General features: G+C 63.1%; 20 protein-coding genes and 1 tRNA gene. 5 read left to right on the plus strand and 16 right to left on the minus strand.

The features are described from left to right. Positions 1-104 precede the first annotated feature (104 nt). Both F8E02_RS05275 and F8E02_RS05280 read right to left on the minus strand, forming a co-directional pair. The gene (locus F8E02_RS05275) at positions 105-2,357 is read right to left on the minus strand and encodes an efflux RND transporter permease subunit (RefSeq protein ID WP_317064437.1); all 2,253 of its coding nucleotides are present in this window, start codon (positions 2,355-2,357) and stop codon (positions 105-107) included. Further along, a complete protein-coding gene (locus tag F8E02_RS05280; protein WP_317064438.1) occupies positions 2,354-2,776 on the minus strand; it encodes a hypothetical protein in 423 nt (140 codons plus the stop codon). The genes F8E02_RS05275 and F8E02_RS05280 overlap by 4 nt, the downstream gene beginning before the upstream one ends. Positions 2,777-2,996: 220 nt before the next feature. On the opposite strand from F8E02_RS05280, the gene F8E02_RS05285 reads away from it, so the two are divergent. Beyond that, positions 2,997-3,680 (plus strand): helix-turn-helix domain-containing protein, encoded by a 684-nt coding sequence (locus tag F8E02_RS05285; protein ID WP_317064439.1) that lies wholly within the window; start codon positions 2,997-2,999, stop codon positions 3,678-3,680. Positions 3,681-3,952: 272 nt separating this feature from the next. Then, positions 3,953-4,708, plus strand: coding sequence for a TrmB family transcriptional regulator (locus F8E02_RS05290; RefSeq protein ID WP_317064440.1), 756 nt, complete (start codon positions 3,953-3,955; stop codon positions 4,706-4,708). Here the strand turns inward: F8E02_RS05290 and F8E02_RS05295 are convergent. Beyond that, a complete protein-coding gene (locus tag F8E02_RS05295; RefSeq protein ID WP_317064441.1) occupies positions 4,695-5,180 on the minus strand; it encodes a hypothetical protein in 486 nt (161 codons plus the stop codon). The genes F8E02_RS05290 and F8E02_RS05295 overlap by 14 nt on opposite strands. Positions 5,181-5,454: 274 nt before the next feature. Here F8E02_RS05295 and F8E02_RS05300 point away from each other — a divergent pair, with 274 nt between their 5' ends. Then, positions 5,455-6,528, plus strand: coding sequence for a radical SAM protein (locus F8E02_RS05300; RefSeq protein WP_317064442.1), 1,074 nt, complete (start codon positions 5,455-5,457; stop codon positions 6,526-6,528). Positions 6,529-7,164: 636 nt separating this feature from the next. On the opposite strand, the gene F8E02_RS05305 is transcribed toward F8E02_RS05300, so the two are convergent. The 8 genes from F8E02_RS05305 to glgP all read right to left on the minus strand — a co-directional run bounded on the left by F8E02_RS05305 (position 7,165) and on the right by glgP (position 16,723). Then, positions 7,165-8,457, minus strand: a complete 1,293-nt coding sequence (locus F8E02_RS05305) for a serpin family protein (protein WP_317064443.1) — start codon at positions 8,455-8,457, stop codon at positions 7,165-7,167. 69 nt (positions 8,458-8,526) lie between these two features. Continuing rightward, on the minus strand, positions 8,527-10,443 hold the full coding sequence (locus F8E02_RS05310) for a glycoside hydrolase family 15 protein (protein WP_317064444.1): 1,917 nt from the start codon (positions 10,441-10,443) through the stop codon (positions 8,527-8,529). 4 nt (positions 10,444-10,447) lie between these two features. Then, the gene (locus tag F8E02_RS05315) at positions 10,448-11,416 is read right to left on the minus strand and encodes a TIGR03885 family FMN-dependent LLM class oxidoreductase (RefSeq protein WP_317064445.1); all 969 of its coding nucleotides are present in this window, start codon (positions 11,414-11,416) and stop codon (positions 10,448-10,450) included. A 22-nt stretch (positions 11,417-11,438) separates the two neighbouring features. After that, entirely contained in the window at positions 11,439-12,434 is a 996-nt protein-coding gene (locus tag F8E02_RS05320) for a TIGR03885 family FMN-dependent LLM class oxidoreductase (RefSeq protein WP_317064446.1), read from the minus strand. 140 nt (positions 12,435-12,574) lie between these two features. Continuing rightward, positions 12,575-12,862 (minus strand): bacteriophage holin, encoded by a 288-nt coding sequence (locus tag F8E02_RS05325; protein ID WP_317064447.1) that lies wholly within the window; start codon positions 12,860-12,862, stop codon positions 12,575-12,577. A gap of 82 nt (positions 12,863-12,944) precedes the next feature. Continuing rightward, positions 12,945-14,333 carry an Nramp family divalent metal transporter gene (locus F8E02_RS05330; protein WP_317064448.1) on the minus strand — a complete coding sequence of 463 codons (1,389 nt, stop codon included), beginning with the start codon at positions 14,331-14,333 and terminating at the stop codon, positions 12,945-12,947. Positions 14,334-14,611: 278 nt separating this feature from the next. Then, positions 14,612-14,806 carry a YHS domain-containing protein gene (locus tag F8E02_RS05335; protein WP_317064449.1) on the minus strand — a complete coding sequence of 65 codons (195 nt, stop codon included), beginning with the start codon at positions 14,804-14,806 and terminating at the stop codon, positions 14,612-14,614. A gap of 108 nt (positions 14,807-14,914) precedes the next feature. After that, a complete protein-coding gene (glgP, locus tag F8E02_RS05340; RefSeq protein WP_317064450.1) occupies positions 14,915-16,723 on the minus strand; it encodes an alpha-glucan family phosphorylase in 1,809 nt (602 codons plus the stop codon). Between the two features lie 126 nt (positions 16,724-16,849). On the opposite strand from glgP, the gene F8E02_RS05345 reads away from it, so the two are divergent. After that, positions 16,850-17,299 carry a hypothetical protein gene (locus F8E02_RS05345; RefSeq protein WP_317064451.1) on the plus strand — a complete coding sequence of 150 codons (450 nt, stop codon included), beginning with the start codon at positions 16,850-16,852 and terminating at the stop codon, positions 17,297-17,299. Positions 17,300-17,430: 131 nt separating this feature from the next. Here F8E02_RS05345 and F8E02_RS05350 read toward each other — a convergent pair whose 3' ends face one another. The 5 genes from F8E02_RS05350 to F8E02_RS05370 form a co-directional block, all read right to left on the minus strand. Then, positions 17,431-18,417, minus strand: coding sequence for a 2-hydroxyacid dehydrogenase (locus F8E02_RS05350; protein ID WP_317064452.1), 987 nt, complete (start codon positions 18,415-18,417; stop codon positions 17,431-17,433). Between the two features lie 7 nt (positions 18,418-18,424). Next, positions 18,425-18,583 carry a YHS domain-containing protein gene (locus F8E02_RS05355; protein WP_317064453.1) on the minus strand — a complete coding sequence of 53 codons (159 nt, stop codon included), beginning with the start codon at positions 18,581-18,583 and terminating at the stop codon, positions 18,425-18,427. Between the two features lie 394 nt (positions 18,584-18,977). Continuing rightward, positions 18,978-19,634 (minus strand): SulP family inorganic anion transporter, encoded by a 657-nt coding sequence (locus F8E02_RS05360; protein WP_317065153.1) that lies wholly within the window; start codon positions 19,632-19,634, stop codon positions 18,978-18,980. Next, positions 19,583-19,936, minus strand: coding sequence for a hypothetical protein (locus tag F8E02_RS05365; RefSeq protein ID WP_317065169.1), 354 nt, complete (start codon positions 19,934-19,936; stop codon positions 19,583-19,585). The genes F8E02_RS05360 and F8E02_RS05365 overlap by 52 nt, the downstream gene beginning before the upstream one ends. Positions 19,937-20,045: 109 nt before the next feature. Then, positions 20,046-20,118: transfer RNA gene (locus F8E02_RS05370), tRNA-His, on the minus strand. Positions 20,119-20,570: 452 nt separating this feature from the next. Between F8E02_RS05370 and infB the strand changes: the two genes are divergently transcribed. Next, on the plus strand, positions 20,571-22,352 hold the full coding sequence (infB, locus tag F8E02_RS05375) for a translation initiation factor IF-2 (protein WP_317064454.1): 1,782 nt from the start codon (positions 20,571-20,573) through the stop codon (positions 22,350-22,352). Positions 22,353-22,417: the final 65 nt, after the last annotated feature.

A 22,417-nucleotide genomic window follows, 5' to 3' on the forward strand; every position in this document is an offset into this window, starting at 1 on the left:
ATGGATATGAGAGATAGTATATAAATCTTGATATGGATCTCGCGCCCCGGGATTCAGGGGCCCCGTTGCCGGAGCCCCCGTCATTTCAGCAGTGCCGGAGCAATCTACTTCGCGGTAGCGGCCACCGCTGGTGTCAGGGAGCGTCCGGTGTAGCGGTGCATCAGCGCGAGAACCGCCGGCATCACGACGATCGCGCCTATGAGCGAGAACCCGACGGTGATGACCGTCACGATCCCGAAGTTGCTGATGATGTTGAAGGACGAGAACGTGAGCGCCGAGAACCCGAAGACCGTCGTCAGCCCGGAGACCGTGATGGCCGTCCCGATCTTCTGAACAGCGGTCTGGATGGCGTCGAGGAACTCCGTGCCTTTCGCAAGCTCCTCCTCGCACCGTTCCATGATCAGGATGGTGTACTCGGAGGCGACGCCGATCGTCATCGAGCCGAGGACGGCCGTCAGCGGCGTATACTCGAGGCCGAGAAGATACATGATCGCCCCGTTCCAGCCCACGATGAAGACGATCGGGATGACCGGCGAGACGGCGCCGAACTTCCGGTAGACGAGGACCAGGAAGCCGAGGATGAATGCGAACCCGAGGATGGTCATATACACCCGCGAATCGCTGATGTCGTCCATGACGGCGGCAAACATCTCCATCTGGCCGGTGATCTTCACGGTCACGCCGGCCGGCGGGTTGTTCCACGCCGCGTCTTTCTGTATCCTCCCGACCTGGTCGCGGGCGACGCTCATCTCCATATCGACCGTCGAGAACTCAAGCACCGCCTCCAGGTTCCCGTTGAGGTAGCGTTTCAGGGTCGCCTCCGGGATCCGGGCGATGACGGCGTCGACCTCCCGCTCGGTCGAGGGAAGCACCCCGTCGTTATACTGCCTGACCAGGGTCGCGACGCTCGTCACCCCGGTTATCTTGTCGTTATGCTCCTGCTCGTAGACCCCGAACCGATCTATCCAGGCGAGCGTATCGGGGGAGAGGACATCGTCTGCAAGCACGACGACCGGGATGGTGCTCGTCGACCCCATGACCCGGGTGAGTTTCTCGAGGGAGAGGAGGGCGGGCATGTCGCCGGGAACGAAGGTCTTCTCGTCCGCGCTGACGGGGACGCTCTGGTCGAGGTAGAAGCCGCCTGCCGCGACCATCGAGAAGATCAGGATGACCGGGACCGGGTACTTCGCGACGGTGTAGGCGAGCCTGCCGAGGAGGCGGTCGTATCGCTCGATGAGGGACGTTCCGGATCCCTGAGTCGATTCTGTCGCCTCCTTCTTCGGCCGGTAATGGGTGACTATCGCAAAGATCGGGACGACGATCAGCGCCGCGAGGTAACAGGAGACGACCCCGATGGTACAGACCATCCCGAAGTCGGCCACCATCGGCACCGGCGCAAAGAACATCGCGATGAACCCGAGCGCCGTCGCCGACATCGCGACCAGGATCGACGGCCCCATCTGGGTGACGGTGGCCCATACGGCCTCGGGTATCGTGCCGCGCCGGACCTCCTCGTCGAACCGTGCGTGGAGCTGGATCGCGTAGTCGATCCCGATCCCGATCAACACCGGGAACGCCCCGACCACCACCATGCTGATGGGAATACCGAAGAGGCCCATGAACCCGAAGGTCATGATGAGGCCGACGGTCACGACCCCGACCGGGAGAAGACGGTAGCTGACGTGGGAGAAGAGGAGCATCACCGCGAGGACCATCAGGATCATGGCCACCAGGATCAGCATGCCCGTCTCGGACCCCATCGCCTCGCCCATCTCGAGCGAGAACGCAGGGTTGCCGGATACCGTGACGGTGAGCCCCGGCGGGGGCTCCGATATGGCGACGATGGACTTGATGTTCCCGACGACCTGTTGCTGCGCTACCTGGGAGACGCCGGGCTCGAGGGCGATGACGCTGATCGTCATCAGGTCCGAAGGCAGCATCCGCTCGACCATCTCCGGTGGAGCCTGACTGATGATCCCGTTGATCTCCGCCTTGGATGACGGCAGGGTGCCGCCGTTCGCCTCTTTCAAGAGGTCGACGACACCGGAGACCGTATCGACGTAGCGTTCGTTTCTGAGATCCTCCTGGAGATGGTCGATGTACCTGAGGATCTCCGGACTCCTTACGCTATCCGCCTCGTAGATGAGCATGATCGCGTCGGAGCCGTAGGTCTTGGCATAGTGGTTCAGGAGCGCGCCGCGGGGCGTGGTCTTGTCGAGGTAGGCGTCGTCGCTGGTCTCCATCGAGACCATCGAGAGCCCGAAGAACGCCACGATGAAGACCGCTATAGCGACTCCGGCGACGGCCCAGGTGTGGTTGTTGATGGCGGCGGCGAGCCACTCGTAGGGGTTCTTCATGCCCGCTCCTCCGGGGCCGTCTCCCCGTAATCGGCGATGACGGCAAGCGTCACGGCGCGCGCGATCCCGGCATCGTCTCTGCCGGCAGGGTCGATCCCGTACTCCCGGGCGGTGCGCCGGAGGCGCTTGGAATCGAGGATCCGGTAGCCGCAGCCGGCCTCGTCCGATCTCATCGCCGCTGCGACGAGGGCGGGCGAGAGCAGGGATGCTGCAGGCTCTTCTTCCATGGCCAGACGGTGGAGCAGGGCGACGGCACTTCGGCAGTCTGCCGGGGGAAGGAACCCTGCCTCGATCCATACCTGGTCGGTCTCCTCAGGGAACGGTTCCCTGAGAGATGCTTTGCGGTGTGCCGATCTCCGGGACGGGGTGTCACCGGGACCCCGGCAGGGTCCGGCACTATGGGTTGTTGCGCAGTTCACGTCTTCCCTCTCTCTATCCGGCTCGTTTGTCGGAGGTACTGTTTTTGTGGGACCGGAGATGAAGTTACTGCAACCCGCGCCGGGACCGGTGCCGGGGTCCGGTGCCTCTGCAACGGGTGCTCGTTTCCCTCCCATACCGATCGGTACGGTGGGCCGGGGGTTCAAGGTTCGCCCGTACATGTACGGGTTTTATGGGTGGTGGGGTCCTACGCGGAGTATAATGCGGAAGATGATCGTCGAGGTCCGTCCGAAGGACCCGCTGATGGGCATGCCCGCCGACGCCGGGGAGATCAACCGGGCCGCGAGACGGTTCATGGACCGGGTCGAGTCCCTGAAAGTCCTTGAGATCCTCAAGATGGACTTCGATCGGGGAGAAGAGGCGGTGGTCTCCGAGATCACGATGAAGGAGGGATACACCGTGGGCGATCTCGAGTTCCCCGAGGCCCTGGGCTCCCTTGAGGTGCTGAGGGTCTCCGGCCGGACCTATACCTGTTTCATGCGGTGCGCCATTCAGGATGAGTTCCTGCGGGAGAAGATGCGCGAGTTCGACCTGGACGTCATCTGGACCTCTCCCATGTACAAGTCCCTCGATCTCTGCGTCTACGCCTGCATCGGCGATGCCGAGAACCTGAACCGGGTCCTTCGTCTCATGTCAACCTACGGGGAGGTCAGAAACGTCATCTTCGAAGAGGCGACCTTCTCCGGGGACGCTCTCCTCTCGCGGCTCACTCCCCGGCAGAGAGACCTCCTGATCGCGGCGAACCGCTACGGCTACTACGAGTACCCGCGCAGGATCACCAGCCAGCATCTGGCAGAAAAGCTCGGCATCAGCAAGACCACCGCGATTGAGCACCTGCGGCGGGGCGAGGCGCGGCTCATCTCCGCGCTTCTCGCCGGCTACTGACGACCGGTCCACACATCGGGTCAACCGCCGGATACGTTAGAGAGCAGGTTCAGGACGGCTCTGCCCGGGGGGTTCCCCCGCCCGGGATGCCGGGTCCTATCGTTTCGGGTGATATCGTCTGTGCATGCTCTTTGTCATCCTCGCCGGAGCAGCCTCCCTTCAGGGGTGGCTGCTGCGCGAAGACATTTCGCGAGGAGATCCAGGCTCTCTCTCGCTGATCAACTTCTCTTTCCGCGCAACTGATAAACCTGTTGCAACCAAATAGAGGTGCAATGACTGTCGAGATCGTTCCCGGACTTCGTGCTATCGGGATGAACGAGTACGAGGCGAGCGTCTACTCCACGCTCGTCGGGCTCCAGAAGGCGACCGCGCGGGATATCCACGAGTTGAGCGGGGTTCCTCGCGGGCGGATCTACGAGATCTTGAACGACCTGGCCCGGCGGGGGTTCATCGGCGTGGAAGAGGGGTCACCGGCCTCCTACTACGTCCTCGACATCGACATGGTCTTCGACCGGCTCAAAGAAGACTACGTCCGGTCCCTCGACGAGACCCGGGAGGCGTTAAAGAGCCTCTCGGTCAAGCCGCGCATCCCACCGGTCTCGTTCTTCATCCTCCGGAGCGGCTGGGCGATCGAGAACCATATCTCCTCGCTCTTCCGCCGGGTCAGGAAGAGCATGGTGATCCTCTGCTACAACCCTGAATTCCTCCGGCGCTACTACACGATCATCAAGCCGCTCGAGCGAAAGATCGATCTCTACGTGGTCGTGCGGAAGAGCGAGGAGTACGCGGGCATCAACCTCCCGATCTACGAGGCCGAAGGGACCGTGGTCGATCTCCTGGACTCCGCGCCGGTAAACGGGCCCGTCATGGGGGACCTGAGGAGAGACGAGTGCGCGATCCTGGTCGACGGCCGCGACTTCCTCGCCGTCGCCACCGCAGGGTCCGGGCGGTATGCGGTGATCGGTTCGGACATGCCGATCATCGGCTACCTCCAGAAGACGATCGTCGAGCGGCTCAGGACGGCGTGAAAGGGGCATCGGCCGGGGGCCCCGTGCATACGAGTATCCAGAGCCGGAGCGTGACGGCAGTTCTCTCAAGAAAAACATCACCTGTCTTCGCTCGCTTCCCGAGTTCTCCGCCGGCGAAGATCAGCAGCACGAGACCGGCCAGCCCGACGACGAGGATAATCACCATCACGTCCGGGTCGGTGAAGTTGAGGGTAGCAACGGCCAGCGCCGCCGAGAGGTTGCGCTGCGCCGTCCCGACGGCGAGCACGCGTCTCGTGCCGCCGCCCGGTCCGCCGAGGAGGTAGCCGGCGACGAGCGAGACCGAGAGGAAGATGACCGCCGCAATGATCGCGGGTGGTGCCGATGACTCCCACGAGACCGGTGAAGTAGACGACGAAGGCCTGACGATACCTTTCTCCATGACCGATCCGAGTGCCCGGCGAATCTGGCCGTGGAAGTCCGGGTCGGAAAATCCGACGACCAGGAGCTGCATCGGCCCCTACATAACTTCAACCATACATTCTCTCTCCCGATGCAAAATGTCGGAGTTGCCTGCCCGCGCCCGGGGGTCTCGCTCTCACGCTGCCCCGGTATATGCGTCGGGAGAAGCCGCAAATTGTCGAGGTACGCGCATCTGTCTCGAGAGAGTGGGGCATGTCGGAGGTGGATCGGGCCGGGGCGGCCACAATATTATATATTCGGGCTGACATGGTTTGCCTGGATACAGGTGTCGCTTCATAGTGTTATGAGGAGACGACCGTGATAATATGAATAAATCAGCCGGTGTAAGGTTTTTTAAGAACCACATCTCGAATCGTGTGTTTGACTCTGTCAAACGCCCAACATATGCGTATATTACCATTACGTCTGTGTGCAATTCCCGATGCAAGTATTGTGATATGTGGAAAAATAAAGGAGGGGACGAGACGAATGCAGACGAATGGAAAAAAATTATCGATGAATTAGCAAATCTCGGTGTTGTGACATTAACTTTTAGTGGTGGAGAGCCTTTTATTCGCGAAGATCTGTTCGAACTCGCGTCGTATGCAAGATCTCAGGGATTAATCACGATGGTTGTTACAAACTTGAGTTTATTTAAAGAATGGCATATAGAAAAGATAGCGGAGAGTTTCGATTTTTTCGGAATTTCGATAGATAGTACACGGTCAGAGATATATAAAGAAGTCAGGGGCGTGGATTGGTTAGAACGAATTAAAGAAAATGTTCGCAAACTCATGGCCGGTCTGACTGAGTTGAAGGCCGACGTGTACGTTTGTGGAATGGTTACCATCAGTAACAGAAATGCATATGAATTGCACGACGTAATTCACATGATCTTCGATGATCTCGGAATGGATACAATATCTTTTAATTTATTAGACCCGGGTGGAGCTGCAACCGCTAAAGAATTTTTACCGACTCATGAGCAGATCAATTATGTTAAAAAGGTCCTTTTTGATCATAAATCATTGTATCCAATCAGTAATTCAACACGATTCCTCAATCAACTAGGAGATTTTGATTACCGGTGTAATCCCTGGAAAAGTGTACAGATCAATGAAAAAGGTTTTTTGCAATCACCCTGCCTTTTCGTTTCAGCCCAACCTGACATTTTCCCGGGTGGAAGAGAGATAGACCTGTGTAAAAATAAATTGTCGGATGTCTGGAGAGAAGAACAAAGAACCTATTCCAAATATGCCGATTGTAAATTGTGTAACCTTGGTTGCGTTGCAGAATCCGCATGGTCGACGTACGATTTGAAATTTATACTGAATGATAGTTTTTTTGGCATGATCTTACCCACAATGAAAAGAATAAGAGAACGAAATAATAGAGGATAGGTCCTGTAGAAACCCTCAACGGGGGCGGCAATTAACAAACCGACCTCCCTGCTCTGTAGAATCGCTCACCTATGTTCTCTGACATTCCCTCATGCAATCTTTCATTTCAGCCCACCTTCCGCACTAACCTGACCCCTCCCCTGAATTACCAACCGCAAGATCTTTGTATTTTCGGCTGGTACCCTGGATTCCCGTTTACGCATGACGAGGCCCAGTAATCCCGCTTATTAATTCCCCTAAAATTTCAAACCGCTCCCCCGTATCAAAGTGATAGGGCTATATCTCGTTATGGGTTGCCTGTACATAACGAGACGGGAATTCGCACCTTGATCACCAATGAGACGATTGATGCGGTTACTGCTCTTGAACTCTACCGCAACAAGAATGCAAGGCCGCTCGCACTTTGTTCGTGAATGAGGGAATGACCCCGTTCACCCGGGATCTCAGCGTCCCATCCCGAATTGACGAATTCTCCGGGCCGGGTGAACGGTCGTTTAGGAAATGACCTGTTGAATGTCGGAAGCGTCACCTGAGCATGGTGTCTCTAACCCGGGAACCCATCGGAGGGATTGGGCGACGGTCGAGATCGTGAAGGAGCAGGGGGCGGCACCGCCCCTCCCCCTCCCTGGTCTATCGTTACGGGCTCTCAGGGTTCGCGACCCTGCCGATAAAGAGGATCGTGCCTGAATCATTCTCCACGATGAGGAAGACGAACGGGTGGTCTGCCTTAAAGACGGGCGTCGTGTCTTCGATGGGCGCGCTCACCAGTTTCACGACGACCCCCGTCGCCGCTGCGGCCTCGGTCCCCTCCTCGTTCACGTCGACGAAGGCTTTGTGGACGACGTCGCTGACGAAGAGGTTCCGCGTCCCGTCCATCCCGGAGAGGTCGGCATCGGTGGTGAAGACCGTCGGCATCCCCATCGCCGCAAGCGTCCGGGGGAGGCTGTACTCCGTCTCGAGCGTGAACTTCGGGAAGTAGACCTTGACTCTCTGCGAATCCAGCGAGCCCCGGAGGTCTGCGACCGTCTCCGCATCGAGGCTCTCCTCCACGGCCGTCAGGTCATCCCCTTTCGGGAGGAGGACGAGCATCGAGAGTCTCGTTCCGTCTCCGTGCGCATACGGGAGTTCGAGCGCCTGGAGGGCGTCGGTCTCCGCATACCCAAAGACCGCCTCCTCGTCCGTCCGCTGCATCATCCGGACCTGGACGGTCTCGTTCGGCCCGACCCGGAACTCCGCATCCCTCGTCTCGTTCGCATTGAACTGCTCGACCCAGGTCCCCTTGAAGTAGATCGCGTTCGTGATCACGAGCCGCGTCAGCGCGTCGATCGAGCCCGCCGGGAGGAGGTCGCGGATCTTCTCCTCCGTCTGCTCCTCGACCCACCGGTTGATCCTCTGCCGCGCCCCCTCCGGGTTGCCGACGAAGTCGAGGTTCGTTGCGTTCGCCCCATACCACTGAGCGGCCGCGTCAACGTACTCCGGGAGGAACGGGTAGGTCTCCTCCGCCCAGAGGGCGTTCGCCGCCCGGAGGGTGTAGTTATCGTTCCCACGGTTCAGGCCGGCGTCGATCGCGGCGAACCCCGACCGCCGGAGGGTCGCGTTCTCGGGAAGGTGCAGCACCGACTGGATCTCGTCGGCGGTCGTGCCGCGGGCGCCCTCGGCGGTGATCGCGAGGGCCGATGAGACGCTGTAGGGCGAGAAGAAGATGTTCCGGCCGCCGGTGTCCGGGTCGCTCGCGAGCTGCCGGTAGAGGTCGAGCGCGAACCGGTTGTTCCCCGCAGCCACGCCGGCGGCGTCGTCCGGCGCCCCCTCCCCCGCAGGGGGGGCGGAGTCCACGACGGTCGTTCCCGGCGCATCGACGCACCCGGCGGCGATGCCGCCGAGCGCGACGAGAGCGGCCAGGAGGAGTATACCGATACTCTTTCGGTTCATGGTCTCCGGTATGGCGCCCCGGATAATTATGCCTGACGTTAACGACGAATGTTTTCGAAGTCTCGCCCTTCAAACCAGCGTCTTCCGGAGGCGGCTCCCTTCGAGTTCCGCACGGTGTTCCGGCGTCCCTATGAGGGAGTGTCCCGGAATCGGTTTTCCCTCGGCGTAGGCGAGGTAAAGGGCGCTGTTGACAAGCCCGATATGGGTGAAGGCCTGGGGGAAGTTGCCGAGGAACTCGCCCGTCTCCGGGTCGAACTGTTCGGGGTAGAGGCCCGCGTGGTTTGCGTGGTTTACCATCCGCTCAAAGAGCGGCCGCGCCTCACTGATGCGGCCGGAGAGCGCCAGGCAGTCGATGAGCCAGAACGTGCAGAGCCCGAACGCGCCCTCTTCCCCTGGAAGGCCGTCGTCCATCCGGTAACGGTAGACGAGACCGTTCTCCACCAGTTCCTCCATCGTCCGGTCTATCGTGGACTGCACCCGCTCGTCATCGAAGGGAAGGAACTCGAGCAGCCCGATACGGAGGTTCGCCGCATCGAGGTCCTTTGAGCCGTAGGACTGGACGAACGCGCCCACCTCCGCATCGTAGCCCTCCTCGAGGATCTCCTGTTTGATCGCCGAAGCACCCCGTGCCCACCGCTTCTTATCGCCCTCGAGCCCGTACTGCTCGGCAAGGTGGACCGCCCGGTCGAGGGCCACCCAGAGCATCACCTTCGAGTAGACGTAGTGGCGCTGCTCGCCGCGGATCTCCCAGATCCCGTGGTCACGCTCTTTCCAGAGGGAGCACGCCTCGTCCGCAACCCCGGTGAGGAATGCCATCTCCTTCTCCGGGAGTTCGTACCCCCGCCGGACGAGCTCGTACGCGGTGTTGAGGAGCTCGCCGTAGATCTCGAGCTGGAGCTGGGTGGCGGCTTCGTTCCCGATCCTGACCGGGCGCGAGCCCCGGTAGCCCTCGAAGTGGGGGAGTTCCTCTTCTTCGAGGTTGGTCCACCCGTGGATGCTGTACATAAGACGGAGCCCCGGCTCTTCTTCGGCATGTATCTCCGAGACCCGCTCCATCCAGGCGAGGAGGTCGATCGCCTCCGCCTCGTGCCCGAGCGCGATGAGCGCCTGCGCCGTCATGGCCGAGTCACGGATCCAGGAGAACCGGTAGTCCCAGTTCCGCACGCCCCCGATATCCTCGGGAAGCGATGTCGTCGGTGCGGCGGCGATCGCGCCCGTCGCCGTGTTCGTCAGCAGTTTGAGGACGAGCTCGGACCGGACGAGGAGCGGGAGGAGGTCGCCCGCCCACTCTTCCGCGTGGGCGGCCCCGCTCCTGTGCGCCCACGCCCGCCAGACCTCTCTCGTCTGCTTCTCCACGGCCTCCGCCCCGTCGGGCGCGTACGTCAGGTCTTCGGTCCCCCACCGGGCTATCAGGACGCGCCGTTCGCCTTCCCGCATCGGGATCTCCGCCCGGAGGGTGTGCCCGCCCTCCGCTCTCTCGACCTCTCCGGCATCTTCGAGGCCGAAGAGGGTCATGTCGTCTCTCCCGTCGGTCGCGAGCCAGCCGCCGGGGATCCGCGAGACCCCGGTCGTCCCGCGGGAGTAATCGAACCGGGGCGACCACTCGACCGCCACCTCCACGCTTCCCCGGCTGCACTCGAGGATGCGGTAGAGTTCGGGCGGGGCGAACGAGCCCGCCCGCCCCTCGATATCCCCCGAGAGCGGCATCAGGTCGGTCACCACGAGCGTCCCCGCGTCGCCGGAGAACTCCGTCTTGAGGATGTTGGTCTCCTCGACGTACCATTGCCGCCCGCGCCCTGCGCCCGGGACCGAGACCCTGAACCTGCCGCCCCGCCCGGCGTCGAGCAGGGCGGCAAAGACACTTGTCCGGTCGAGGTAGGGGAAGCAGCACCAGTCGATCGAGCCGTCCGTCCCGACGAGCGCAGCCGTCCGGAGGTTCCCGATGACGGCATAGTCGCTGATAGGTTTGTAGCCGTTCTTCTGCATGGTATCACCTGCCGACCGCGGGGAGGACCTCGCGCCCGAAGTCCTCGATGAACGCAGTCTGGTCTTTCGTCACGTTATGGAGGTAGATCCGGTCGATCCCGAGGTCCAGGAACTCCTGCAGCCGCTCGATGTGCCGGTCGAGGTCCGCCGAGATCAGGATCTTCTCCCGGAGGTCCTCGTCCCTGACGAACTCCCCCATGGCGTCGAACTCCCGCGGCGTCCTGACCTCGGTGATGAGGCCGCCGCCGACCATCATGTTCCGCCACTGGTCGTGCGCCCCTCTGAGCGCCTCCTCGTCGTCACGCCCGTAGGCGACGTCCAGTTTGAGGTAGATCGGTTTCCCCTCTCCCCCGCCCCTGCGGAAGAGGTCGATGATCTCCGCGAGCCGGCAGAGCGGTTTTGCCAGGGTGATGAGGCCGTCCGCCCACCCGCCGACCCACTCCGCGGTGCTGCAGGCGTTCGCCGCCCCGAGGAGAAGCGGAGGCTCGGGTGGGCGGGTGTAGAGCCGGGCTCTCTCGACCCTGACGGGTCCGTCGCGGGTGACGGTCTCCCCCGCCCAGAGGTCGCGCATAATCGTCGCGGCCTCGAGCAGCCGATCGTTGCGCTCTCTCCGGCCGGGCCAGCGTTCGCCGATGATCCCCTCGTTGAGGAGTTCGCCGCTCCCGATGCTCACCCAGAACCGGCCGGGGAACATCACGGCGAGCGTTGCGGCCGCGTGCGCCACGACTGCCGGGTTGTAGCGGTAGCCCGGGGCGGTGATGATCCCGAACGGCATCTCCGTGGCGTGCATCGCCGCACCGAGCCACGACCACGCAAACCCGCTCTCCCCCTGCCGCTCGCTCCAGGGGTGGAAGTGCTCTGAGGAGAGCACCGAGTGGAACCCCGCAGCCTCTGCCGCTCTCACATATCCGAGCAGATCCCCCGGCCCGAACTGCTCGTGGGAAGCGTAATAGCCGATCCCGTTCCTGTCCATACCTGAACCTCCGGTCCGCCCGTCACGCCGCCGGAAGAGGGGCCAGGCGGGCCAGGGCCGGCAGCACCTCTCTACCGAAATCGCCGATGAAGGTCTCCTGCTCGCGGTTGACGTTATGGAGGTAGAGCCGGGTGAAGCCGAGCTCGATGTCGGTCGTTAACCATTCGATGTGTTCGCTGAGGTCCGCTGAGGTCCGTAACTCGCTCGCGACCTCTTCTGCGGTGATGAACTCCGCGGCCGCGTCGAGCTCTTCGGGCGTCCGGAGGTTCTCGAGCACCGGTCCTGAGAGGATATTCGCCCGCCACTGGTCGTGCGCCCCCTGCACGGCTTCTTCGTGGCTCCGGGCGTAGGAGAGGTCGACCTTGAGGTAGAGCGGTTTCCCCGCCCCGCCGCCGCGGCGGAACGCCTCCACCATCTCTCTGAGTTGCTTCTCCGGCCTCGCTGTGGTGATGAGGCCGTCCGCCCATCCTCCCAGCCATTCGGCCGTTTCGGGGGAGAGGGCGGCGCCTATCAGGTTCGGCGGTTCGGCAGGGCGGGTATGGAGGTGCGCCTCGACGGTGCGGATCATGCCCGTGGTGGTCACGGTCTCGCCCGCCCAGAGCCTGCGCATGATCGTCGCGGCCTCGAGCAGCCGCTCGTTCCGCTCCTCTTTGGGGGGCCAGGCGTCGCCCGTGATCCCCTCGTTGAGGAGCTGGCCGCTCCCGACGGCGACGAAGAACCTGCCGGGGAACATCTCCGCAAGGGTTGCTGCCGCCTGTGCGGCGATGGCCGGGTGGTAACGCTGCACAGGCGCGCAGACGACGCCCGCGGAGAGCGAGGTCGCCTGCATCGCCGCACCGAGCCACGACCAGGAGAACCCGCTCTCCCCCTGGGCAGGGGTCCAGGGGTTGAAGTGATCCGATGAGAGCATGCTCCGGAACCCGGCGTTCTCAGCGCGCTGTGCGAGGTGCAGCAGCGAGCTCGGGGGAAACTGCTCGTGTGATGCGTGGTAGCCTATCGTCACCTCTGGTTCTGCCATATTAACGCCTCCGTATCGGTTCCTCGAACCGACGGGCAGACTGGACGTGAGGGTATTTAAATGTGCCCGCCCGGCGACCGTCGCTGGTAGAATGGGGATCCGGGGGTGCATGGAGGCACCCCGCCCTGGTCGTGGAAATCTCAATGGTGCCGGGCCGGCCGGGATTGCTTCATCTTCACGAGGTGGTTGTAGAGCAGCCCGAAGAGGCCCGCGGCTGCGAACCCGTCGATGAACCCCCATACGAGGCCGATGACGCTCCCTTTCGGGCTGACGCGGTACCCGGGGTATATCCGGCCGATAAGTTCCCCGTATACGTGTCCCCTCCCCTGCGTGCTCCGCGTGAGAAGCAGCCACCAGGTCAGGATAAAGACTCCCAGTCCCCAGAAGAGCCCTCCCGTGAGGGCGAACGCTTTCAGATCGAGTTTCATCGCATCGTCTCCTCCCCCCTTGCCGGGGGGCATCCCTCTCTTTTTAGCGTCAAGAAGGTGCCGCATCCCGGACCGGCATACCTCATGCCAGGCCGAAAATCTCGATGGCGATGTAGTAGACCGAGAAGGCTGCAAAGAATACGCCCACGGCAAAGGTCAGGACGGTGATGGAGAGGGACGGCCGGAGCTCGCGGGGCAGCGTCTTCCGGTTCAGGTAGAGCGTCGCGAACGCGACCACCGGGATGTGGATCGCCTCGACGATCCCCGCCATGCCGAGGAAGGTGACGGGCTCGGGCCAGACGACGATGAGGATGAGCGGCAGGACTCCCATCAGGCCGAGCAGGTAGACGTAGCGGTAGAACCGCATCGAGACCCAGCGCCCGGCCGCCCTCACCTGGCGGGCGATGAAGATCGACCCCTGGCCGAGCATCCTGGTCCAGCCGTCGAGGTTCGCGACGATGGTGCTCCAGAAGGCGAAGAATGCGGCAAGGATCATCAGCCACGCGCCCGGCGGTCCCCAGACGTCGCCGAGGAGGACCGAGAGGACCGCGGTCACCTCCGGGCCCTCTGGGAGGAGGCCCTGCGGCCGGAGGAGTTCGGTGCCCAGGATGAGGAGCGCGATGAGCAGGATGAGGACGATGCTTGCCGCGACCGTCGTCGAGAAGGTCATGATCCGGATCCAGTCGCGCATCCGCCCGGTCTCGGTCGGAGAGAGGTGGGCGATATCCGGCAGGCTCTCCTCCTCGATGACCGCCACCTCTCCTTCGCGCCGGTGGACGGTGTGGTAGGCGGCCCCGTAACCCCGGGCCGTGAGCCAGTAGGAGTACCAGATCAGGCCGGCGGCCCCCGACATCATGAACCCGATCCAGGGGAGGAGTTCGGCGAAGTCGACGTCGGCGGGGAGGGCCGGGACCAGGCCGGCGGCGAGCGGTTCGGTGCCGGGGAAGACGAAGGCCGCGGTGATGACCAGGGCGACGATGATGATGATGGCCATCACGATCGAGGCGTACTCTACACCTCTGTACTTCCCGAAGAAGACCAGAGTCAGCGAGATCAGCAGGAATATGACCGCCCAGGCCGTGAACCCGCCGGGAAGTGCGAGGATGATCGCGGAACTCGCAGCCCCCGCCATGCCGGTGATGGTGGTGACCGCGACGAAGAGTTGCGGGAGGATGATGATCCAGACCCCCCAGTTCTTCGGTCCGGGGAGGTTCTTGATCCCCTGGAGGAGCGACCCTCCCGTCACGACCGCATACCGCCCGATCTCACGGGCGAGGAGCGCCTTGAGGAATATCGCGAGGATGAGCGTCCAGAGGACGGTGTAGCCGTAGAGCGAGGCGATCCGCGGGGTGAAGAGGAGTTCCCCGGTCGCGATGGCCGAGATCATCCAGATGATCGCGGGCCCTATCCACGCGAGAAGTTCGCGGCCGCGGGGGGCCGGGGGGACGATGCTCCGGTCTTCGTCTGCCATGGTGTCACGTCCTCCCCGTCCGGGGTGAGGCCGCCCCCTGGGCGGGCCGGGTATAGATAAGTCTTCCCGGCGGCGGTCATCCCGCGGCACCCTGACCTCGTCCGGGCGAGCGGGCCGGGAACCGGAGAGGTCCGGGGCGGCAACGAGACCCCATGAGAAGAGCGGGTTGCGAGGTCGGGCAGCGGCTGCGGTTTCCCCTCCCCCTGCCTCGCTCGCAGATAGTCTACCGCAATCGAGCCCGACACGGTACATATGGGACCCGGGGGATCGCCCCTGACTTACTTCTGTTCCGGCACGCCGCAGTGTTCTTCCCCGGCCGGGCCTCCTTCCGCGAGATACTTCTCCGGATCTTCGAGGAACTTCTCCTTACAGCGAGAGGTGTGGAAGACATACTCCTTCCCTTTGTACCGGGCTCTATACAGGGGATACTCATCCTCTACGGGCATCAGGCATACCGGGCACAGTTCCACCATTCAGATCTCTCCTGTCCGTCGAGGCCCCTCGACGCCCTTCTGCTATTTAACTGCTATGAGGACTCGGATCCGGAGCCTCCACGGGGGCCTTTCGACGGACGGCAGCCCCTAAAGGTACGCCTCCGACGCATACCTCCGCATCATGCGGTGCGTGTGGAAGTGGGAGGCGATCTTCCCGATGGAGTTTCGCATCATCGTCGCCCAGCTGTCCTTCTCGTGGTAGAACTTCGGGATGATGAGATACTCGAGTTTGTTGTAGAGGTCGTCGAGTTCCATGGCTCTGCGGGCCTCGATGCCGATGATTGCATCAGGAGCCGGCCCGATCGCCCACCCGGTGTTTCCCTCCATCCATCCCTCCGCCCACCAGCCATCGAGGACGCTGAAATTGACCACGCCGTTGAACGCCGCCTTCATCCCGCTCGTGCCGCTCGCCTCATACGGGGGGAGCGGGGTGTTGAGCCAGACATCGACGCCCGAGGTGAGCAGTTTCGCGAGATCGATCCCGTAGTCATCGAGGAAGACGAGATCGACGTCGCCTTTCAGCGTCTTCCCGGCGGCATGGATCTCCCGGATCAGGCCCTTTCCCGGTTCGTCCCGGGGATGAGCTTTCCCGGCCATCACGACCTGGATCGGCCCTCTCCGGAGAACCTTCCTGAGCCTGTCGAGATCGGAGAAGAGGAGCGTGGCTCTCTTGTACCCGGTCATCCTCCGGGCAAACCCGAGGGTCAGGGTATCGGGCTCCAGGTCGGTGCCGGTCTTCTCGGCGATATACCGGAGCAGGGCGGCCTTTGCCTTCATATGGGCGTTGCGGACCTCTTCGTGGGGGACGGTGTCGATCCGCACCAGGAGGTCCGGTTCGAGCGCCCATCCTGTGAAATACCTGTCGAAGAGTTCCTTGAACGGCTGCGAGGTCCAGGTGCAGGGGTGGACGCCGTTGGTTATCGCCCGGATATGGTAGCCGGGGAAGAGTCTCGTGGAGGACTCCACGTGGGCGCGGGCCACCCCGTTCACGTAGGTGCTCAGGTTGAGCGCGAGCGCGGTCATGTTGAACCGGTCCTCCCCGGCGAAGACCCGGATCTCCTCCATATCGAACTCGTCGCCGAGGAGGTCGCGGGCCGTCTCGTAAGAGAACGAGAAGAACGCGGCGGCCACGGGCGTGTGGGTGGTGAAGACAGAGCGGTCCCGTGTCTTATTCGCGTCCATGTCGTTTCGCCGGAGGAGTTCCAGGGCGAGCAGGCTGGACTGCCCTTCGTTCATGTGGTACTTCAGGATGGTGAAGTTCAGGGCTTTCAGCATCCGGACGCCCCCGATGCCGAGGACGATGGCCTGTTTGAGCCTGTAGATCTCGTCGCCGCCGTAGAGGTGGCTCGTGATCAGCCGGTCTTCAGGGGTGTTCCCATTGACGTCGGTGTCCAGGAAGAGGATAGGGATGAGCGATCCTGCCGGGCTCTGGTAGTCGTAGATCCAGGTCTTCACCCTGACCACTCTCTCCCCGATCCGCACCTCCACGGTATCGGGGAGCTCCCGCATGAACGCCGACGGTTCCCAGGGATCGGGGTATTCGAGCTGGTCTCCGGTCTCCGATATCACCTGCCGAAAGTACCCCATCCGGTTCACCAGGGTGACGGCCACCATGGGAAGTTTGAGGTCCGAACCCGATTTGATGGTATCCCCGGCGAGAACCCCGAGCCCTCCGCTGTAGGTCCGGATCCCCTCCTCCAGTCCGATCTCCATGGAGAAGTATGCGACCCGCGCCCCTTCCAGGAACCTGCGCATGTGCTGTTCGTCGACGAAGTAATAGGTGCGGCCTCTGATCTCGACCCTGAACGGGGTCTTCTTTGTATCGATGGGTATGCCCCATACCGGATCCAGTGCGTTCACGACGTTTCCCCTCCTTGCGACCGTGGTGAGTCTCATCGCTCCATGCCCACCGGGCTCGCTAGATCCGGCGCTCGGTCACGGGTAGCTCCGGTGCCCCCACCCGGTCTCCGAAGGAACTCCGGAGGAGATAAAATTGATTTGCCCGTGCGGGTATTCGCCGCCATGCTGAGATTAGCAGTCGTCCTCTGCATACTCCTCTGTGCTCTCCCGGCGGCAGGCAGCGCCCATACGTCGCCGATGCACCCGGACGGGACCGGGTATGAGATGATGCAGACCCTCGAGGAGCGGTCGATGAACGCGACCGCCCACGAAGAGATGGAAGGCCTGATGGTGAAGATGATGGAGGGGAACATGACCTCCGCCGAGCAGGACCGGCTTGTTGAGTTGATGCACGAGTATCCGGCAGGCTACAGCACGATGTTCGACCGGATGACGGGAACCGGCTACTGCGGGCAGCAGGGCGGGGGGTTCTGGCACGATATGCCCTACTATGGCTGGATGGCGGTCATGATGCCTGTTGCGATGATCCTCGGCGGGCTCTTCCTCCTGGTCTGGCTGGTGGTCGGGATACTGGCGATCGTCTGGCTCGCCGGCCTCGTGGGGAGACGGTAGAGAGGCGTAAGGGTGCCGGGGAGAAACGGCGGCAGAAGCCGCCTGAAAACCGGGTAATGCCGGGTCCGCCCGCCGGCCGGGGATTAGGGATTCGCATCGGATGCCTTCTTGCACTTTGCGAAGCAGGAAGTTCAGGGTTGTTGCAGCCGCGGAGCCGCGCCCCTCTCGAGCACCCCGGGGTTCACCACGTTCTCCGGTCGGCCGGCCGCGAAGTGCTCGATATTCTGTATGGTGGTGAACGTGCACTCGTCCATCGACTCCTCGGTCAGGAACGCGATGTGCGGCGAGAGCAGCACGTTGTCGAGCTGCCGGAGCGGGCTCTCCTGAGGGAGCGGCTCGTGCTCGAAGACGTCGAGGCCTGCCCCGGCGAGACGCCGCGCAGCGAGCGCCTCGACGAGCGCCCCCTCATCGATCACCCGGCCGCGGGAGGTGTTGATCAGGATGGCGCCGGGCTTCATCAGGGCCAGTTCCCGCGCCCCGATCATCCGTTCGGTCGACGGGGTCAGGGGGACGTGAAGCGTGAGGATGTCCGACTCGGCGAGCAGCGTTTTTAAGTCAACGAACTCGAGGCCGAGCCGCCGGGCCCGTTCGGGACTGGGGTGTGCCGTGGTCGAGAGGACCCGCATGCCGAACCCGTGGGCAATCTGGACGACACGCGTCCCGATGTCGCCCGTGCCGATGACGCCGATGGTCATGCCCATCAGCTGGCGGCCGCAGTACTCCCGCCAGTCAAACCCGCCGCCCCGGAGCCGGGCATCGGCGACGTGGACCCGCCGCAGCAGGGCGAGGGCGTAGGCGAAGACGAACTCGGCCACGGCCTCAAAGGCGTAGGCAGGGACGTTCGAGACGACGACCCCCGCCCGGGTTGCCGCTTCGAGGTCCACGTGGTCGTATCCGGTCTGCCAGACCGCGACCATCCGGAGGTGCGGGGCCGCGGCGAAGGCGTCGGCACGCATCCCGTATCGGCCGACGACCACGACCTCCGCGTCGCGTATCCGGTCCCGGAACCCGGCGTCGTCGGCCGGGTAGGTGTCGTACACGTCGACCTCGCCGAGGTGATCGAGCCGGCGGCGGTAAGCCTCCGTCAGGAAGATCGGGTCTGCGACGACGATCTTCATATCCGCCTCACCCGCCGCTCCCCCGCAGGTAGATCTCGGGGTTCGCATCGAACTTCTTCTTGCAGGCGAGGCTGCAGAACGAGTAGGTCCTGCCCCGGTACTCGCTCGTGAACCTGACCTCCCGCTCCTCGAGCTCCATGCCGCAGACCGGATCTCGCACCGTCATGGCCTGGTGCCTCCGTCCTTTTGCTCATTCCGCCCCGAGGGGGCAGAGCCTGTGTGTATGCCGGGGGTCCGTATCGTACCGGCGGCAGCCTGCACGGCGTTCCCGGTCTCCTCGATCACATTGTTGACTGAGACATGGATCATGGGGTATGCAGAACAGTGATGTGCGATATATACCTTCTCCTCGGGTTGCCGGGTACCCGGTCCTCGATCCGGGCTCTGCCGCCAGCGTGCGCATATCGGCTCGCAGAGCGGGCGATGCCGACCTGTTCGGCGCACGGCTCGAACAGATCGACGCGCCGGCATACCCGGCTGCACGACCCGCTTTCCCCTCTCCTCTCCAGCCACAGCAGCGGCCGCCCGGGCGGCTCTCGACGCGATGGAGGGGGGATAGATTACGAAAATCCCTTATCAAGCGTCTCCTGGCTCTCCGGGTTCAAGCCGATGACATAGACCGATTTGCCCTGCTGCTGGTACTTGTGCACGACCCGTGCGATCGCTTCGACGGCCGACTGGTCCCAGATGTGGGAGTGCGAGAAGTCGATCCGGACCCGCTCCGGGTCGCCGGCGTAGTCGAAGAGACCGATGAACGAGGTCATCGTGCCGAAGAAGAGCTGGCCTTTCACCGTGTAGACCTTGACCCCGTCCGGCCGGATGCTGCCCGGCGCCGAGATGACCGAGAGTTTCCACCCGAATATCAGGGCCGCGAGGATGACCCCGGCGATGACTCCTTTTGCGAGATCGTGGGTGTAGACCACGATCGCGATCGTGAGAAGCATGACCGCCGCGTCGCCTGCCGGGATCTTCCTGAGGTCGCGGATCGAGTGCCACTCGAAGGTCCCGATCGCGACGACGATCATGACGCCGACGAGAGCGGCCATCGGGATCTGCGCAACGATGTCACCGAGCGCGATGATGAGGAAGATCAGGAAGAGGCCGGCGACGAGACTCGAGAGCCTGCCGGTGCCGCCGGATCTGACGTTGATGACCGACTGGCCGATCACCGCGCAGCCGGCCATCCCGCCGAAGAACCCGGCGACGCAGTTCGCAATCCCCTGCCCTCTGACCTCCCGGTCCTTATTGCTCTCGTATCGGTCATCTCGTCGACGATGGAGGCCGTCAGGAGCGACTCGAGCAGACCGACGATGACGAGCGTCTCCACGGTCAGCGGCACGGCGAGGAGGTGGAAGAGGGGGAGCGCTCTGGTGATCTCCCCCAGATCCCCGACGGTGAGGACGTCGGCCTTGGCGGCGATGGCGGCGGCGGTTACCACGATGATGGCGACGAGCGAGGACGGAACGGCCTTCGTCAACCGCGGGAGGAGGTAGATGATGGCGAGCGTCACGGCGACCATCCGACATGGGGCCGGGGGTGAGGGGATGATGAGGATTGCCCCTCACTCCCGTGCAGGAGAGATCGGAAAAAACTGCCTGACTGTGTGGAGAATCGAGATGAAATAAGGAGGCCAGGGCCGAGATTCGAACCCGGGTCGAGGGATCCACAGTCCCTTAGGATAACCAACTACCCCACCCTGGCAAGGTACTCATTATAGTTGGTAGTTCGATTTGATTAAGGTATCTCTTCGACACCTCCACGACTTAAAGACCTTCGGCCTTCTCGAACCCCGGACGTTCCGTCCACTCTCTCCCGCACCCTCCCGGGGATCGCAGGCGCCTCATGGCCCGCGCCCGCCGGGGTTCGTGCGATCTGCCGGCGACCCCGGGCCGGGGTGCGACTCCCCCTCACTCTCCGGGCCGGTGCGGGGGACGGCGCCCCGAAAGAGGAGGAGTTCGGGCGCTGGAAATCTGCAATTGCAGGGTGAATTATTAATAGACCCCATGTTCTATAACGTACCAGCGATCCGGGCGGCGCCCGGCACCCGGGGGCAGAAGAATCGCCTCTACCGGGGTTTGATTCGGGAGAAACGGCAAATATTCCGGATTTTTGAGGATCATCCGTCATACATCCTATACCGGAAGGTGATAACCATGGCAAAACAATCATCGATCAGGACCCCCATCGTCTGCGTGATGGGCCACGTAGACCACGGCAAGACGTCGCTCCTCGACAGGATTCGGGGATCGTCCGTGGTATCGACCGAGGAAGGCGCGATCACGCAGCATATCGGCGCCACGCTCGTTCCCATCGACGCGATCACCCGGATGAGCGGCGCGTTGAGCAAGGTCAGCGTCAACATCCCCGGCCTCCTCTTCATCGACACCCCCGGCCATCACGCCTTCACCACCCTCCGTGCGCGCGGCGGTGCGCTCGCCGACATGGCCATCGTCGTCGTCGACATCAACGAGGGCTTCCGCCCCCAGACGATCGAGGCCCTCCAGATCCTGCGCAACTACAAGACGCCGTTCGTGATTGCGGCAAACAAGGTCGACCGCATCCACGGCTGGCGCGTCCAGCAGGGCCAGCCGTTCGCGAAGACCTTTGCGCAGCAGAACGAGCGTGTCCAGGGCACGCTCGAGACGAAGGTCTACGAACTCGTCGGCAAACTCTCCGACCTCGGCTTCAGCTCCGAGCGGTTCGACCGGGTCTCGGACTTCGCGCGGAACATCTGTATCGTCCCCACGAGCGCCATCACCGGCGAGGGCCTCCCCGACATCCTCATGGTGCTGATCGGGCTTGCCCAGCGCTACATGACCGAGAACCTCAAAGTCAGCGCCGACGGTCCCGGTGCCGGCACCGTCCTTGAGGTGAAGGAGGAGCGGGGGCTCGGGATGACGCTCGACCTGATCCTCTACGACGGCACCCTCAATGTCGGGGACGAGGTTGTCGTGGCAGGGAACGATCAGATCATCGAGACGAAGGTCCGGTCCCTCCTGAAGCCCCGGCCGATGAAGGAGATCCTGATCGAGGAGCGGTTCGAGCGCGTCAAATCCGTCACCGCCGCCGCGGGTATCAAGGTCGCCGCCCCGAAACTCGACGGGGTCATCGCGGGCTCCCCCTTCCGGGTTGTCCGGGGCGGCAACCGCGACGAGATCATCGAGCAGGTCCGGCACGAGGTCCAAGATATCCAGGTGACCCTCTCCGATATAGGGGTCCTCATCCGGGCGGACACCATCGGCGCTCTCGAAGCCCTCTCAAAGGAACTCGAGGGCCACCATGTCCAGGTGATGCGGGCCGCCGTCGGGCCGGTCACCCGCCACGACGTCATCGAGGCGGGAACGATCCGCGACCCCCTCTACAGCGCGATCGTCGCCTTCAACACCCCTGTCCTGCCGGACGCGGTCGACGCCCTCGCGGACGCCGCGATGTCCCACGTCAGCATCTTTGAGGGCGGCGTCATCTACCAGCTCCTCGACGACTACATCGAGTGGCGCGAGGAGAAGAAGCAGGAACTCGAGCGGCAGCAGTTCGAGAAACTGATCATGCCGGCCAAGATCCGGATCCTCCCCAACTGCGTCTTCCGCCAGAGCAACCCGGCGGTGGTCGGCGTCCGGATCCTCGGCGGAAAACTCCAGAGCGGCGTCGACCTCGCCCTCCCGAACGGCAAGAAGATCGGCCGGATCAAACAGATCCAGGCCAAGAACGAGACGGTCCAGGAGGCGGAGGCGGGCAAAGAGGTCGCGATCTCGATCGAGGGCCCGACCGTCGGCCGCCAGATCAACGTCGACGACGACCTCTACGTCGACGTTCCCGAGCGGCACGTGAAGGTGATCGAGCGGGAGATGATCAACCAGTTGAGTTCGAGCGTGCGGGAGACACTCGAAGAGTTCACCATGCTCCGGCGCCGCGAGGACCCCTTCTGGGGGAAGTGACCCCCTTGCGCTCGCCGGTCCCGGAGCTCCGGGCTCTTGCCCTGCCGCCGGTGAGAGGCCGGGGG

Origin of the sequence: Methanoculleus caldifontis (assembly GCF_032842345.1) — an archaeon.
Classification (GTDB): Archaea; Halobacteriota; Methanomicrobia; order Methanomicrobiales; family Methanoculleaceae; genus Methanoculleus; species Methanoculleus caldifontis.